The 14,850-nt window shown below is 42.2% G+C and carries 15 protein-coding genes and 1 pseudogene; 2 read left to right on the forward strand and 14 right to left on the reverse strand.

Annotation, left to right across the window (positions count from 1 at the left end):
* The first annotated feature begins 72 nt into the window (after positions 1-72).
* The gene (locus KXD37_RS13680; protein ID WP_095713756.1) at positions 73-1,152 is read left to right on the forward strand and encodes a GGDEF domain-containing protein; all 1,080 of its coding nucleotides are present in this window, start codon (positions 73-75) and stop codon (positions 1,150-1,152) included.
* 2 nt (positions 1,153-1,154) lie between these two features.
* Here the strand turns inward: KXD37_RS13680 and KXD37_RS13685 are convergent, their stop codons facing one another.
* On the reverse strand, positions 1,155-1,985 hold the full coding sequence (locus tag KXD37_RS13685; RefSeq protein WP_254518131.1) for a MetQ/NlpA family ABC transporter substrate-binding protein: 831 nt from the start codon (positions 1,983-1,985) through the stop codon (positions 1,155-1,157).
* 444 nt (positions 1,986-2,429) lie between these two features.
* On the opposite strand from KXD37_RS13685, the gene cspB reads away from it, so the two are divergent.
* Positions 2,430-2,633, forward strand: a complete 204-nt coding sequence (gene cspB, locus KXD37_RS13690; protein WP_010333511.1) for a cold shock-like protein CspB — start codon at positions 2,430-2,432, stop codon at positions 2,631-2,633.
* A 91-nt stretch (positions 2,634-2,724) separates the two neighbouring features.
* Here cspB and KXD37_RS13695 read toward each other — a convergent pair whose 3' ends face one another.
* From KXD37_RS13695 to KXD37_RS13755, 13 genes and pseudogenes are all read right to left on the reverse strand, one after another.
* A complete protein-coding gene (locus KXD37_RS13695; protein WP_188323638.1) occupies positions 2,725-3,666 on the reverse strand; it encodes an ABC transporter permease in 942 nt (313 codons plus the stop codon).
* Positions 3,659-4,576: an ABC transporter ATP-binding protein gene (locus KXD37_RS13700; RefSeq protein ID WP_024120697.1), complete on the reverse strand. Its 918-nt coding sequence runs from the start codon at positions 4,574-4,576 to the stop codon at positions 3,659-3,661. The genes KXD37_RS13695 and KXD37_RS13700 overlap by 8 nt, the downstream gene beginning before the upstream one ends.
* Positions 4,577-4,592: 16 nt before the next feature.
* On the reverse strand, positions 4,593-5,291 hold the full coding sequence (locus tag KXD37_RS13705; RefSeq protein WP_106021565.1) for an ABC transporter ATP-binding protein: 699 nt from the start codon (positions 5,289-5,291) through the stop codon (positions 4,593-4,595).
* Positions 5,288-5,659, reverse strand: coding sequence for a GntR family transcriptional regulator (locus tag KXD37_RS13710; protein ID WP_106022503.1), 372 nt, complete (start codon positions 5,657-5,659; stop codon positions 5,288-5,290). The genes KXD37_RS13705 and KXD37_RS13710 overlap by 4 nt, the downstream gene beginning before the upstream one ends.
* Positions 5,660-5,664: 5 nt before the next feature.
* Positions 5,665-6,444, reverse strand: a complete 780-nt coding sequence (locus KXD37_RS13715; protein ID WP_106021567.1) for a hypothetical protein — start codon at positions 6,442-6,444, stop codon at positions 5,665-5,667.
* Between the two features lie 169 nt (positions 6,445-6,613).
* Positions 6,614-6,988: a hypothetical protein gene (locus tag KXD37_RS13720; RefSeq protein ID WP_106021568.1), complete on the reverse strand. Its 375-nt coding sequence runs from the start codon at positions 6,986-6,988 to the stop codon at positions 6,614-6,616.
* Positions 6,989-7,000: 12 nt separating this feature from the next.
* Positions 7,001-7,531: an NAD(P)H-dependent oxidoreductase gene (locus KXD37_RS13725; RefSeq protein ID WP_003224063.1), complete on the reverse strand. Its 531-nt coding sequence runs from the start codon at positions 7,529-7,531 to the stop codon at positions 7,001-7,003.
* Between the two features lie 22 nt (positions 7,532-7,553).
* Positions 7,554-9,158 (reverse strand): MFS transporter, encoded by a 1,605-nt coding sequence (locus KXD37_RS13730; RefSeq protein WP_024120692.1) that lies wholly within the window; start codon positions 9,156-9,158, stop codon positions 7,554-7,556.
* A gap of 40 nt (positions 9,159-9,198) precedes the next feature.
* A pseudogene (locus tag KXD37_RS13735) lies at positions 9,199-9,865 on the reverse strand (HlyD family efflux transporter periplasmic adaptor subunit).
* 35 nt (positions 9,866-9,900) lie between these two features.
* Positions 9,901-10,365, reverse strand: coding sequence for a MarR family transcriptional regulator (locus KXD37_RS13740; protein WP_106021570.1), 465 nt, complete (start codon positions 10,363-10,365; stop codon positions 9,901-9,903).
* A 159-nt stretch (positions 10,366-10,524) separates the two neighbouring features.
* On the reverse strand, positions 10,525-11,703 hold the full coding sequence (yhbH, locus tag KXD37_RS13745) for a sporulation protein YhbH (protein WP_095713766.1): 1,179 nt from the start codon (positions 11,701-11,703) through the stop codon (positions 10,525-10,527).
* A 178-nt stretch (positions 11,704-11,881) separates the two neighbouring features.
* Positions 11,882-13,777 carry a serine/threonine protein kinase PrkA gene (prkA, locus tag KXD37_RS13750; protein WP_010333499.1) on the reverse strand — a complete coding sequence of 632 codons (1,896 nt, stop codon included), beginning with the start codon at positions 13,775-13,777 and terminating at the stop codon, positions 11,882-11,884.
* 357 nt (positions 13,778-14,134) lie between these two features.
* Positions 14,135-14,842 (reverse strand): hypothetical protein, encoded by a 708-nt coding sequence (locus KXD37_RS13755; protein WP_255004907.1) that lies wholly within the window; start codon positions 14,840-14,842, stop codon positions 14,135-14,137.
* Positions 14,843-14,850 lie beyond the last annotated feature (8 nt).

Genomic DNA, 14,850 nt, shown 5'->3' on the forward strand with positions numbered 1-14,850 from the left:
AAACCCAATGAATACCGTTTTTGTTCTTTTCATTCCCCCCTTTCTTTAGTAACTTATATAAGGGTGATAATATTGCTGAAAGAACTGTTCGTAAATTTGACCATTTTAATCACATTTAATTATCTGTTCACCCACCTGTTTAAAGAAAGGTTAATACATAAAAAAGACCGCCTGTCCTTTCAGTTAATAAAAGGAACTGCCTGCGGTCTCCTCGGGGTTATTCTTATGAATTTTGGTCTGACGTACCACCATTCAATCATAGATTTTAGAAATATCCCTATTATGATCGCCGCTCTTTATGGAGGCTGGGTGTCTACGGCGGCAGCCCTGATGATAATCGCAGCAGGCCGCATGCTGATCAGCTTGAATGAATCAGCGCTGTATTCCATGATTACAATTTGTATCGCTGCCGTGCTGTCACTTATTGCATCAAGGAGAGAAAAAGTTCAGCTGAAACACGTTCTGTTACTTTTAATCATTTCAAATGGTTTCATCTCCTTTTTCTTCTATGTATTTGTTGATATCTATTCACTTAAGCTTCACTTTTACTTTTGGCTGATTTCAATTATCGGCGGCATGCTCAGCCTATATATTATCGAGCATGAAACAAATGCACATCTTTTATTTAAACAGTATAAGTTCCAGGCGCACTTTGACTTTTTGACAGGTATTTATAACCGCAGAAAGTTTGAAGAAATCACACAAGACCTGTATCAACAGGCTGCACACACTCCATCTTTACAATTTTCGCTTATTTATATGGATATCGATCACTTTAAAACCATTAACGATCAATACGGCCATCATGAGGGGGATCAGGTTCTAAAAGAGCTGGGATCCCGACTAAAACAAAATATCCGCAACACTGATCCTGCCGCACGGATCGGCGGCGAAGAATTTGCCGTCCTCTTGCCAAATTGCACGCCCGAGAAAGCATTCCAAATCGCCGAACGGATCAGGCACTCGATTAGTCATACACCGATTGTATTAACAAACGGGGAAAAGCTTGCCGTTACGGCCTCACTGGGGGTAGCCCATTACCCCCGAAACACAGATAAGCCGGAAACCTTGCCGGTTCTTGCTGATCAAATGCTGTATAAAGCGAAAGAAAGCGGCCGAAACAAAGTATGGTTTTCCGAAAAAAAAGAATGAATTCATTTTTTGAATTCATTCTTCCAATCTGAAAGACGATGTAAAGGCAAAAAAGCGGGAACAAGCATCCCTTGATACTCTTTCTCTATAAATGCCGCTGTATCATCTGATTGATAGAGTTCAAGGATGGTTTGCAGTGTTTCGCGATCTCTGTCCTCAGCTCTGACAACAATTACATTCATATCTTCCTTCCCGGTTTGTCTGCCGCCCTTTAATGTATGCTTCTGCAGGTTCAGCCCCGCTTTTTTTGCGGCGGCTGTATTCATCACAAACACGTCGGCTCCGCTCAATACATCCTGTCGGCGTACGGTTTTCAATTTCAAGTGTTTCGGATTATCTTTTATCACATCAATTGAACCGGTTCCGTTAAATCCGTTCTTCAAAGTAAGCAAACCCGCTTCCTGCAGCAGCGTAAGGGCTCGCCCAAAATCGAGCGCTTCATCTGGGACAGCAACAACAGCACCGCGCGGAATATCTTTGATTCGCTGATATCGTTTTGAATAAATGCCCATAGGCGCTATGTATGTCGTGCCGAGCGGTGCCAGTTTATGTTTGTATTTCTTTGAAAACGACTGAAAATATGAAATGGATTGAATAGCATTGGCATCAATCTCTTTGTTAGCCAGCGCAATATCTGATTCTGCATAATCAGAGAATGGAATCAGCTGAATATCAAGCCCTTCCGCTTCAGCCTTTTTTACGATATAGTTCCATATCGCTTCGTCCGACTCAGCAATTCCAATTTTTATCGTTTCATGTTCTGCTGACGGTGAGCATGCAGTAAATGAAATGAAAAGAATAAGAACAAAACTGCATACAAGCCACTTTTTCATTGTGACACCATACTCCTATCTATTTATTAGAGCATGCAAGCAATATCAGACATAAAAATCAGACGCTCTTAGTTGATAAACGTTGTCATTTGTAACATTGGTTAACTTTACCTTACTCATATCAGATAGGGTTGTCAATTACTATTACCCTACCTTTGCGTAAAGAGAAATTAAAGTAAAAAGTCCTGCAAACATATGATCACGTATCGAAAAAACAGATACATTTCGGCAAATAAATATCAAAATGAAAAATAATATGTTATTTTCCGAAAAAAGTTTCGTTTAACAGTTGTTTTTTCTCAAAATTACTGGTAGAGTAAAGGTAATTATTTTTGTTCGAACTATCTTTAAGAAGAAAGTTTTGTAAGAGTTTTCGTCTTGGAAGTTTGTTTTAGAGCAAGAATAGTGAATTTAAGCGTTATGATCGCTTTAGGAGGAAATTTCATGTTAGAAGGTAAAGTAAAATGGTTCAACTCTGAAAAAGGTTTCGGATTCATCGAAGTAGAAGGTCAAGACGATGTATTCGTTCATTTCTCTGCTATTCAAGGCGAAGGCTTCAAAACTTTAGAAGAAGGCCAATCAGTTTCTTTCGAAATCGTTGAAGGAAACCGTGGACCACAAGCTGCTAACGTTACTAAAGAAGCGTAAGCATAAATTGATAATAAAAACTGCAGGTGCAAGCCTGCAGTTTTTATTTTAAAGAAAAAGCTGTTTTGCTTATGCAAAACAGCTTTTTTCATTAGTTCGCAATATCCCGTTTCATAAAGATTCCGAAAGCAAGCAACAGGAAGACGACAAAGTAAATCACCAGCATCACAGTAGAAAAAGTGGTTGTCATCCCTTCCACTAACGGTGTTCCTTCTACATACTGCATCAGATCAACATTGGCAAATAAAATATACTTCGCCCAGTCAAACTTCATCGCTATAAATGTAGTGGCTGTCGTGCCCGTTACCAATAAAAAGATAGAAAACCCTACAGCAAGAGAGCTGTTTCTGAATACTGCGGACAGCATAAATGCCATCGTAGCCAGCATTAAAGCCGCAACAGATTCTGAGAGATACGTTTTGGCCAAATATCCTAACATGTTTTGTTCCAATACATGACCATCTTTATAGATTAAATGAACATTCGCGGCAGTGTCCCCGCCTGTTCCAAAAAAGACCAGTCCCAGCAAAGTTGAACCTATAAATAATATAAACAGCAATAAGAGACCAAATAAAAGAACGGTAATATATTTAGAAAGCAGAATTTGAAAACGGCTGAGCGGCCGAATCATTAACAGCTTAACCGTACCCCAGTTAAATTCGTTTGCGACGATGCCAGCTGCAATTATAATCGTGAACAGCCCAGTAAGGATTGTAAAACCGGCAGAATCCGTTACATAAGACCAAACGGTATATCCAGTGTCACTCGGGATATTATGTTCAATGCGATAGTTATTGATTGTAATCGTTTCTTCATATTGTCCTTTTAGGGAAGGATCTTCTTTCATCGCCTTCTTCAAATCAGCATTTTGTGCTTGAAGCGTTTCTTTCCACTTCGGATTTGCTTCATCGGTTGAAAAGTGGTTTGTTAAAAATGCCCACCCGATCATTGTCAAAGCCAGGATTCCGATCATCACCCATGTTCCGACACGGCTGAAAATTTTGATCCACTCATTATAAATCAAATTAAGCATGTTGAACCTCCTCTTTTGCTTCGCCTGTGATTTCTAAGAAACGATCCTCTAATGATTTTGTAATCACTTTGACTTCATAAATGCGGATTTGCTGCATGACCAGCAATTCAATGACTGCAGGGACGTCCTCTTTAGCCAGTTTGATTTCCAAACCGTTTGTCTTGATTACCGAATCATATTCTTTTAGAATCGCAGCAGCTTCTTTCGGCTGCTCCACATGGAAGAAATATGTATCCTTTTCATCAGTTATTTCATCTCTTACATTCTGAATATCGATAAGTTTTCCTTTTTGGATAATCGCAATTCGGTCACACATTAGTTCCATTTCTGACAGCAGATGGCTTGATACGATGACAGACATTCCTCTTTCTCGCGTCAGCTTCTTTAAATGGTCTCTGATTTCTCTGATTCCCGCCGGATCAAGGCCGTTTGTCGGTTCATCCAAAATCAGCACTTTCGGATCGTGCAGAAGGCATTGTGCCAAGCCGAGACGCTGTCTCATCCCCAGAGAGTAGGTTTTCACTTTATCATGGATTCTTTCTTTGAGGCCTACCAGTTCTACCACTTCATCAATTTTTTCCTTCGTGACACCCTTTACCATCCTTGCGTATTGCTGGAGATTTTTATATCCGCTTAAGAATTTATACAGCTCTGGATTCTCTACAATAGCCCCGATATGTTTGATTGCCTTGGCATAATCTTTTGTGATTGATTGGCCGCAAATGAGCACGTCACCTTGTGACAGCTTCATTAAACCGACCATCATTCTGATTGTCGTCGTTTTCCCTGCTCCGTTTGGTCCCAGAAATCCAAATACTTCGCCTTCGCGAATCGTAAAGCTCAGATGATCAATGATCGTCCGGCCTCTGATGTTTTTTGTCACATTTTTTAATTCCAATACTGTTTTCATCAAATTCCTCCTCTTTCTAGTAAACTTCCATATTCGTTTTAAACCATTGCAGCACGGACATACCTTCCTGCTCGCGAATCTCTTCTACATCACGCTGTGCCATTTTTTCTCCGTCGGCGAGCACGATGACCTCGTCAAGCAGGATTTCAATTTCATCAATTTCGTGTGTCGCAATGACAACGATCTGCTGCTCAAAATCAATATAAGAAACGAGGCTGTTTACGATTGAATCCCTGACCATTGGATCAAGACCGGAAAAAGGCTCATCCAGCAGAATGACGGAAGCTTTTCTTGATAGTGCCAGCACGATTTTAAGACGGCCTCGATTCCCCTTAGAAAGCTGCTTTATCTTTTTTTCAGGCTTCAGCTGCATTTCCTCAAGCAGCTGATAGGCTTTTTCCATCTGAAAGTCAGGGAACTGTGATTCGTAAAAATCGAGCATATCTTTCACCGTAAATCCGGGATAAAACATGTCTAACTCTGTTAGATAAGCCGTCTGCTTGATCATGTCTCTTGTTACAGGCTGTTCACCCGCTTTTACTGAACCTGTAGTAGGAAACATCAATCCGGCCATTAATTTCAAGGTTGTCGATTTCCCGCTGCCATTCGAGCCCAAAAATCCGTAAATTTTTCCCGGATATAAAGTGAATGATATATTGTTTAGCGCCGTGTGGCCGCCGTATCTCTTAGACACATTGTCAAATACAATATTCATTCCTGTCCTCCTCCCGTGTATTTTTTAATGCCTGCCAGCATTTCTTTTTTTGTTAATCCCAGCTCTGCCATTTGATGAATAAAGCTTTCAAACACTTCACGGGTAAGCCTCTCTTTCAGTTCATCCACGAGTTCAGCTTTGTCAGCGATAAACGTCCCTTGCCCTCTTCTTGTCTCCACAATTCCCAGCCTTTCCATTTCACTGTAGGTTCTTTGAATCGTATTCGGATTTACTTTTGTTTGAATTGCCATTTCTCTGACAGACGGCAGCTTGTCTCCGGGAACAAGCTCCTGTCTGACCAGCCTATAAAAGATTTGATCAGCAATTTGCAAATAAATCGGTTTAGAGGATTGAAAGTCTTGTCTCATGTTCTCTACACCTCAACTTTTCGCTGCAGGAGCCTGGAAGCCAGAAAAAGAAATACAGCTGCCAAAACCAGCATGACTATAATAGACGGATAGGGAAGATGGAAGATGTTTAATTCCACGCTCCACCCTAAGGATCCCTTGTATGTAAAACCGACATCTCCATACGTTGTGAAATAATACAGTTTATCCAGCGGTGTCAGCCAAGGCATGATCAAATGGTCCTCTACATAAAACCACCCTATCCCCAGTAACATACAAATGAACCAGCGAAACCGCCTGATGAAGGAAGAACTCGATTTTAAAGAATGAAACACATTCCACAGCAGGATCACCGCACAGGAAAGATAAGCAGTAAATACCAGCCCATAAAGATTAAAGATCAGTATAGTGCCTGCAAGCGGAACTTGATCAGCAATGAGCGCTTTTGAGTCAAGGTACTGATAAAGAAAGACTCCATAAACTGAAATCAAAAACTGAAAAATAAATTGATAGACAAGACCGGTAGTCAGCTTCGAGAGTAAAAGCGCGGCTGCGCCGTTTGGATTATATAACCATAGCTGATTTTTCCCCTCTACACGAAGACTATTGTAGATCAGCAAAGGAGCTAAAAACACTTGAAAAATGGCAAGCATTACCCAGCATCCAAAAGCAGCTAAAGGTTCTTCAGTCAATTGTTCCAATAAAAAGCTTCCGGCAGCTAAAAGTATGACTGCACCGAGACATGCAAAAAACCGCATTTTTGACAGTCTCAGATCCTTTTTTACTAAACCCCAAAACGGTTTCATTGTTTTTCCTCCTAAAAACACTTATGAAGTGTATGACACAAATAGTACACTAGAACTTTCTGAAATACAACATATTCCATGGATTTATTTTAAAATAAACCAAGTTTTATGCATTTAAACAGCATAAAAAAAGCAAACCCGCCATGAGTAAACGGATTTGCCTTTGATATTATTTCTTTTTATTTTTCATGGAGAGCAGCGCATCACGATAACTGCTGTCCTGCATTTTGTCACTTTTTTCAGCGACCTCTTTGTCTTTCTGATCTTCCTCAGAATGCTTAAACTTTTGAAGCGCCTGCCTGTAGAAGTCATCCCCAATTGAGTCACTTTTCTCTTTTTCAGAGTCAGTTTTTACAACGGCTGGGACATGCTCAGCAGCCCGTGCTTCAGCAGGGTATTGTGCTTCGTTTTCTTCCTCTTCTGGAGGGGCGATTTTTTCAGCTGTTTCTCGCTTCTCGAGTCCAGCAGAGGCGTTGCGGACGTTATACGTGATAAGGCCCGCAATCACAATGACAGCAGCAATAATTGCTATAATAATGGCCATTTTAACCTCTCCTTACTGTCCGGCTGTTAAGTTTCCTGTGACTTGGCTGACGCGTCTTCCTAATGCGCGGCCCAGCTGGATACCTTCCTCAGACATTAACTCATCACTGTCTACCGGGCAAGTGACGCCCGCTCCGTAGTAAGAACCGTACAGCGCGTTTTCAGGCACATTGCCAGGCAGACCGACAACAATCATCCCTTGGTGGAACATTGGCGTGATTAAGTTGTGCATTGTCATTTCCAAGCCGCCGTGTGTTGTTGCCGTTGTGCAGAATACTGCGCCGACTTTGTTGATCAGCTCGCCTTCAGCCCATAAGTAGCCGAGTCTGTCGATCCAAGTTTTCAGACCTGCACTGATTGTTCCGAAATGCCCGGGGCATCCCCAAATAATCGCGTCCATGTCTTTAAGCTTGCGGATATCCGCCTGATCTACGTGGTCGATGAATACTTCAGCCGCGTCGTTTTCCCGAGCGCCTTCAGCAATCGCTTCTGCCAATACCTTTGTATGTTCGCCTTCACTGTCATACACTACATAAATTTTCATTCAGGAAACCTCCCTGTACAGTTTAAGATTCCTTAACTTCTTTTGGAGCCGGAAGCAATGAAAGCTCCTCTTTTTTCTTTTTCTCCGCACGCAATTTATCTTTTCTGACATCACGCAGGAAAAGACTGAGAATCACACCTGCCACACAGAATAATGTCGCCCACATAAAGGCGTCATTAATCCCCATGACGTTTGAATCGAGTGTCGCGTGTTTATAAATATGTGAGTAAACATACGTTTTCGCTGTTTCATAGGGCACATTCATATTCACCATTATATTCGAAACTGCATTTTGGAACGCATGGAGGAAGTTCGGGTCCGCCGTGCTTGTTTTATCTGCAATTTGTGAATAATGGAATGTCGTGCGGTTTGTATAAATCGTCGTAATTAAGCTTGTTCCAATTGATCCGCTGATTTGGCGGAGCGTGTTGCTCATCGCCGTTCCGTGACTGTTCAGACGGGCAGGAAGCTGGTTCATCCCGGCTGTCATGACAGGCATCATTAAGAGTGACATACCGAATGCGCGAATTGAGTATACAAGCATAATGTGTGTATACGGTGTATCGATGGTCAATTGCGTATATTGGAATGTTGTCACCACTGTCACGACCAGACCGATAATCGCAAGCGGTCTCGGGCCGAATTTATCAAACAAAATACCTGAAATCGGTGACATGATCAGCATCACGATCGCACCCGGAAGCAGAAGCAGACCGGATTGAAGCGCCGTAAATCCGACCAGGTTTTGCAGATAGATCGGTAACAGGAACATACCAGTGTAAAGTGCCACTGTAATAATGATATTAATAACACTTGAGAGTGAGAAAATGTCGTATTTAAACACTCTGAAATCAAGCATCGGATCATCATGGCGCAATTGCTGAACAACAAAAGCAATAATTGCAATGACGCCGATTATAACTGTAGACAGTACAACCGGGTCGGTCCAGCCGTCAGAACCCGCTTCACTGACTCCGTATAATAAGGATGCGAAACCGACAATTGAGAGGATCGCTCCAAGTGTGTCGAGTTTGATTTTTTGCGGCTCCACCAGATTCTTAAAGATGAAGAAAGCCACGATGATAACAATTGCGCCGATCGGCACAAGTCCGTAAAACATGATGCGCCATGTGTAATGCTCAATAATCCACCCAGAAAGAGTCGGGCCGACCGCTGGAGCAAACATCATCGCAAGTCCGAAAATCCCCATTCCTTTCCCCCTGCTTTCAGGCGGGAAGATTAACAGAATGGTTGTCATAACGAGCGGCTGCAAGATACCTCCGCCCACGGCCTGGATCAAACGGCCGATCAGCATTACAGAGAAGTTAGGTGCGATACCGCAGACTAACGTACCGAGCGTAAAACAGAACATGGCGACGAGAAAGAGACTCCGTTGGCCAAAACGTGTAATCAGGAAGGCAGATAACGGAATCAATACGCCGTTAACAAGCATGTAACCTGTTGTCAGCCACTGAATCGTCGTTGCACTTACGCCAAATTCAGTCATTAAGTGCGGCATTGCGACGTTAAGCAATGTTTGGTTTAGTATTGCCAAAAACAAACCCGCCATTAGCACAATCAGCAATGTCATAGGGCTTTTTGTATTTTTTTCTTTGCCTGTAGCCATCTAAGACAACCTCCTTTCATGGTTTGATGACTGATCTGTTTTACTCAGAAATCTTAACAGATGCATTCATACCTGGAAGCACCTTATCAGATGGGTTTTTGATTGAAATTTTAACAGGAACTTTTTGCGTTACTTTTGTGTAGTTTCCGCTTGAATTTGTAGATGGAAGCATATCAAAAGTTGAGTTCGTCGCATAGCCAATTTCTTCTACAGTACCGTCAAAAGTTGTATCAGGATCTCCGTCAACTACTACGTCTACACTATTTCCTACTTCAACATCCGCAATATCTGTTTCTTTAATATTTGCTGTGATGTACAGATTGTCCATGTCAATCGTTTGCGCAATTGTTGTACCAGCCTGTACGGTTTGTCCGTTTTTCACTTCGTTTTTCACAATTGTTCCATCCATGATGGATTTTACATCAACAGTTTGTTCACCTTTGATTTTTGCAACTGTGTCGCCTTTTTTCACTGTTTTTCCTTCTTCAAGATCCCAGTCGGATACTTTACCTGCTGCTGGAGCTGAGATAGCTGCCATATCGCCGGCTACTTTTGCTTCATCTGTTTTTACGTAGTTTGTGCTTTGATAATAGTAGTAAGCACCTCCGCCTATAATTGCAAGAACAACAATCAAACCGATAATGTTGGTCAGAATTAAACGTCCTCTGTTCATTTTGTTTTTCTCCTTTCGTTTCTTCCTCTATCATTTTGTGGAAAGCTGGTGAAAATATGTGGGAAGTTTTCAATTACCGCTTTTTTCTGCACAGCCTTCAGCGAGCTTAGATAAACTCCCGGCAAGCTTACGCAAATATTGAAGCTGAGACGTGTCAAGCTTCTGATACAGGCTCGCGCCCATTTTTGCGTATTGCACAGCGGCTTTCTGTAAAAGTTTTTCCCCCTCTTCGGTTAACTGAATCATGACGATACGGCGGTCATCCGGACTGTCATATCGATTCATCAATTGCCGGTTATATAGGATATCGGTCATCCGGGTCACAGAAGCAGGCTTAAGATCAAGAGACATGGCCAGCTTGCTGAGCGGCGTGCTTCCGCTTTGATGAATTTTAAACATCAGTAAATATTGAAGGACTGTAATATCAAAAGGCTCAAGCACAATCTCCAATATCTTCTTCTGTTTTTTATAGATAGCCCGAGACGTATCGAAGAGCTGTTCAAAAGTGAGCAAAGCACGTTCTGATTCAGTCAACTCCTTTTCACCTCATTCCTCAATAATAGTTCACAAGATAAAATATTAATAAATGAAAGAAGATTTGTCAAAGGAAAAATTCCTTTTTTCCTCTTATTTTTTTTGTAATCGCTTTCTTACTTTTTTTAAATAAAAAAAAGCCCTGAAATGGGCTATTCACTAGGATAATTGATGGCTGATGCCAGTTTCTTCATTTCTAAAAAAGTTCTTCAGCGCCTGAAAAACGTCTGACTTCTGCTTTAAAATATAGTATTTGAATTTCTCGTCTTTCACATTTTTATAAGCCGACATTAACGTCGAGTGTCTATTGTATTGATTGACCTCGCCATAACAGAATAAATTTGCTTTCTTCATAATATCATTCACCAATTTCACGCACCGGGCATTATCAGATGTGAGATTGTCGCCGTCGGAGAAATGAAAAGGGTAAATATTATAACGGGCGGGGCTGTATTTTTCATCGATCAGCTCAAGCGACTTTCGATATACGGAAGAACAGATTGTTCCGCCGCTTTCTCCCTTTGAAAAGAAATCTTCCTCAGACACAACTTTTGCTTCTGTATGATGGGCAATAAATTCAATTTCAACTGTTTCATATTTCGTCCGTAAAAAGCGGGTCATCCAGAAAAAGAAGCTTCTCGCCATGTACTTTTCCCACACGCCCATACTGCCGCTCGTATCCATCATTGCTAACACGACAGCTTTTGACTCAGGCTTCGTGACATCATTCCATGTTTTATATTTTAAGTCCTCCGGATAAATCGGATAGAAAGACGGCTTCCCTGTCATCGCGTTGCGTTTAAAAGCCGACATCATTGTTCTTTTCTTATCAATATTACCGGTTAACCCTGTTTTACGGATATCGTTAAACTCAATATCCGTGTGGATGATATTATCTCTTTCTTTTTGCTGAAGATTCGGAAGCTCTAATTCTTTGAAGAGCGCTTCTTCTAAATCCATTAGTGAAACTTCTGCTTCATAATAATCCTCGCCTGCCTGATCTCCGGCCCCCTGGCCTTTACCCGGCCCCTGCTTTTTGTCTGATCCGTCCCGGGCTACCACATCTCCAACCTGGCTGTCGCCGTCCCCTTGCCCTACATGTTTATTTTTATCGTAGTTATAGCGGATTTTATACTCATCCAGTGAGCGGATTGGAATTTTCACTACATCCTTGCCGTTAGACATAATAATGCTTTCCTCGGTTACGAGATCCGGGAGATTGTTTTTTATGGCTTCCTGTACTTTTTTTTGGTGGCGCTGCTGGTCATCGAAGCCTTTGCGATGGAGGGACCAGTTTTCCTCAGAAATTAAAAAATGGCCGCTGTCATTTTGGGACATGAATTCCCCTCCTTAACCATTTGTGGTCGTGATACATACCTATTCCGGCTTGTGCCAGATTATGAAACAAGTCTTTCGAAAAGATTTATATTCATCATATGCGCATAAGTACAGTTAATTGACAAACTATTTAGAAAATGGTACAAAACAACCCGCCCTGTTCGGACGGGTCACTTGCTTATCGGTTCAGCAGGCTGCCGACGTATTTCAGCAGCTCATTGGCACTCGTCGAGTTGTAGCCGTGCTCATCAATTAAACGGGCCACGACTTCATTTACTTTCTTCAGCTGCTGCTCATCAGGCGTTTTCGTTGAGGTCGTAATTTTAACAACATCCTTCAAGTCAGCAAACAATTTTTTCTGAATGGCTTCACGCAGTCTTTCGTGGGAATTGTAGTCAAACCGCTTTCCTTTTCTCGCATACGCGGAGATGCGGATTAAAATTTCTTCGCGGAACGCTTTTTTAGCATTTTCGGAAATGCCGATCTGTTCTTCGATTGATCTCATCAGCTTTTCGTCCGGATTCATTTCTTCTCCTGTCAAAGGGTCACGCAGCTTATTTTTATTGCAATAAGCCTCTACGTTGTCGAGATAATTATCCATCAGCGTTTTGGCTGATTCTTCATATGAATACACAAACGCTTTTTGGACTTCCTTCTTCGCAATATCATCATATTCCTTACGGGCTGCAGAAATAAGATTCAAGTATCGTTCCCGATCCTCGTTTGAAATAGACGGATGCTGATCAAGTCCTTCTTTTAAAGAACGGAGAACATCAAGGGAATTGATCGACTCCATATTTTTTCTGATAATAGTAGAAGAAATGCGGTTAATCACGTAGCGCGGGTCAATTCCGCTCATGCCCTCATCATTATATTCTTTCTTCATGTCCTCAACGTCTACTGAATTAAAGCCTTCCACACTTTCTCCGTCATACAGTCTCATTTTCTTCACCAGATCAATATCAGACCGCTTCGGCTCTTTTAATCTCGTAAGGATTGAAAACATCGCGGCGACCTTAAGGGTGTGAGGAGCAATATGAACATCCGATACATCACTTTCTGCGATCATTTTTTCATAAATTCTTTCTTCCTCAGACACTTTTAAGTTATAAGGAACAGGCATCACAATAATTCTGGAGTGCAGGGCTTCGTTTTTCTTATTAGAAATAAATGAGCGATACTCCGTTTCATTCGTGTGAGCTACGATCAGCTCATCAGCAGAAATTAACGCAAATCGCCCGGCTTTAAAATTCCCTTCCTGTGTCAGTGAGAGCAAATGCCAGAGAAACTTCTCATCACATTTCAGCATCTCCTGAAACTCCATCATGCCTCGGTTCGCCTTGTTCAACTCTCCGTCAAACCGGTAGGCGCGCGGATCAGATTCAGAACCGTACTCGGCAATGGTTGAAAAATCAATACTTCCCGTCAAATCGGCAATATCCTGAGATTTCGGGTCAGACGGGCTGAAGGTGCCGATTCCCGTACGCTTATCCTCAGAAAAGAAGATCCGCTCCACCCTCACATCTTCAATACGCCCTCCGTACTCTTCCTCCAGCCTCATCACATTTAATGGTGAAAGACTTCCTTCTATTCTAATGCCGTATTCTCTGTAAAAATCCTCCCGCAAATGATGAGGGATTAAATGAAGGGGGTCCTCGTGCATCGGGCAGCCTTTAATCGCGTATACAGCACCATTATCCGTCAGCGTGTACGCTTCAAGACCTTTTTTGAGCATCGTGACCAGCGTTGATTTACCGCCGCTCACAGGGCCCATTAAAAGCAAAATCCGCTTTCTGACATCAAGCCTTTTCGCAGCCGGATGAAAATATTCTTCCACAAGGCGCTCGAGGGATTCTTCAAGCCCGAACAGCTCGCGGTCAAAAAAGCTGTACTTCTTCCGTCCGTCAATCTCCTCTATCCCGCTGTCTTTTATCATATTAAAAACACGAGAATGAGCAGATTGCGCGACCATTGGATTTTCTTTAATAATCTCCAAATAATCAGCGAATGTTCCTTCCCATTTCAGACGCTGCTCTTCCTCTCTGTACTTTTCAATTTTCTTTAATATATCCATAAGGACCTCCTCTATCATGTTTGATGCGCTGTGCAAAAAAAGGTACTTTGATACAATCTATGCCGTCAGCTCGTGATACATGCTTTGGTTTCTTAAAAATAAAGATACCTTATACAGCGTTGACAAGGCAGACTGCGTGCGTTCATAATAAAGAAAATACAGAATCATCCAGACTCGGACAGCAGGAAAAATTGAAGAGGGGGAGAGACGGTGAAAACAATCATCATGATGGGAGTCATTGTCACTTTTTTAGTATCAATTTTTACCGCAGGGTACGATAGCAAGCCGGGAAAAGAATAAAAAGAAAAGGGTGCTCCCTCCTGAGAGCACCCTTTTTCTTTGTAACAGAACAATGTTTTACAACTTAATTCTTTTCATCATTTTTGAATGCTGATCGCATTCGCATTTGTTTTCAAACTCAACTGTGCCGATTTTACAGCCGGGCCCGATAACGACTTCTTTCCCTCTGACAACCGCCGCCTCGGTATTTTCCAAATAGATTTTATCTCCTTCAATCAGCTCCGCAGTTAGTTTCGCTTTTTTTCGCGTAAAAAAGCGCGCACGTTTTTTTACAGTAATGGACGTTCCGCCTATTTCCCGAACCCGGCTGGCATCATGGCTCAATCCGATATCAATCTCGCCTGCATTCAACAAACCTGTTACGTCCACACATCCAGTGATATGAAACGATTCGATTTCACAATCGCCTTTCACGCTGAGCTTTCCTTTTGCTTCACACGAATCCCCTGCCATATTGCCGCCGATCTCAGTCAGACCCTTCAGCTTCAATCGGCCAACATGAAGAGCGCCTCTGACTTGCATCGTCCCATATATGCTGATTTTGTGCGCAGTCAAACCGCCTTCAAACTCGCTTTCTCCGAATACTTTCAGCCGTTCAGTCTCCGCGTTCCCGAGAAAACGGCCTGTGCCGTATATGCGGCAGCCTGCAGCGGACAGTCCTTCTCCAACCGTACCTTCACCTTTGATGCTGACATGGTGATAGGCACCTCCCGCAGCGTGCCCGGCACCATATAATTTTAAATTCCCTAATTTTACTGTTTCCATATGATCCT

The sequence above is a fragment of the Bacillus sp. XT-2 genome (assembly GCF_025696525.1).
GTDB lineage: Bacteria > Bacillota > Bacilli > Bacillales > Bacillaceae > Bacillus > Bacillus halotolerans.

What these genes read in the sequence shown, in the direction of transcription:
- KXD37_RS13685 (WP_254518131.1), bottom strand. Translation starts at nt 1,985, where the DNA reads ATGAAAAAGTGGCTTGTATGCAGTTTTGTTCTTATTCTTTTCATTTCA.
- cspB (WP_010333511.1), top strand. Translation starts at nt 2,430, where the DNA reads ATGTTAGAAGGTAAAGTAAAATGGTTCAACTCTGAAAAAGGTTTCGGA.
- KXD37_RS13695 (WP_188323638.1), bottom strand. Translation starts at nt 3,666, where the DNA reads ATGCTTAATTTGATTTATAATGAGTGGATCAAAATTTTCAGCCGTGTC.
- KXD37_RS13700 (WP_024120697.1), bottom strand. Translation starts at nt 4,576, where the DNA reads ATGAAAACAGTATTGGAATTAAAAAATGTGACAAAAAACATCAGAGGC.
- KXD37_RS13705 (WP_106021565.1), bottom strand. Translation starts at nt 5,291, where the DNA reads ATGAATATTGTATTTGACAATGTGTCTAAGAGATACGGCGGCCACACG.
- KXD37_RS13710 (WP_106022503.1), bottom strand. Translation starts at nt 5,659, where the DNA reads ATGAGACAAGACTTTCAATCCTCTAAACCGATTTATTTGCAAATTGCT.
- KXD37_RS13715 (WP_106021567.1), bottom strand. Translation starts at nt 6,444, where the DNA reads ATGAAACCGTTTTGGGGTTTAGTAAAAAAGGATCTGAGACTGTCAAAA.
- KXD37_RS13720 (WP_106021568.1), bottom strand. Translation starts at nt 6,988, where the DNA reads ATGGCCATTATTATAGCAATTATTGCTGCTGTCATTGTGATTGCGGGC.
- KXD37_RS13725 (WP_003224063.1), bottom strand. Translation starts at nt 7,531, where the DNA reads ATGAAAATTTATGTAGTGTATGACAGTGAAGGCGAACATACAAAGGTA.
- KXD37_RS13730 (WP_024120692.1), bottom strand. Translation starts at nt 9,158, where the DNA reads ATGGCTACAGGCAAAGAAAAAAATACAAAAAGCCCTATGACATTGCTG.
- yhbH (WP_095713766.1), bottom strand. Translation starts at nt 11,703, where the DNA reads ATGTCCCAAAATGACAGCGGCCATTTTTTAATTTCTGAGGAAAACTGG.
- prkA (WP_010333499.1), bottom strand. Translation starts at nt 13,777, where the DNA reads ATGGATATATTAAAGAAAATTGAAAAGTACAGAGAGGAAGAGCAGCGT.
- KXD37_RS13755 (WP_255004907.1), bottom strand. Translation starts at nt 14,842, where the DNA reads ATGGAAACAGTAAAATTAGGGAATTTAAAATTATATGGTGCCGGGCAC.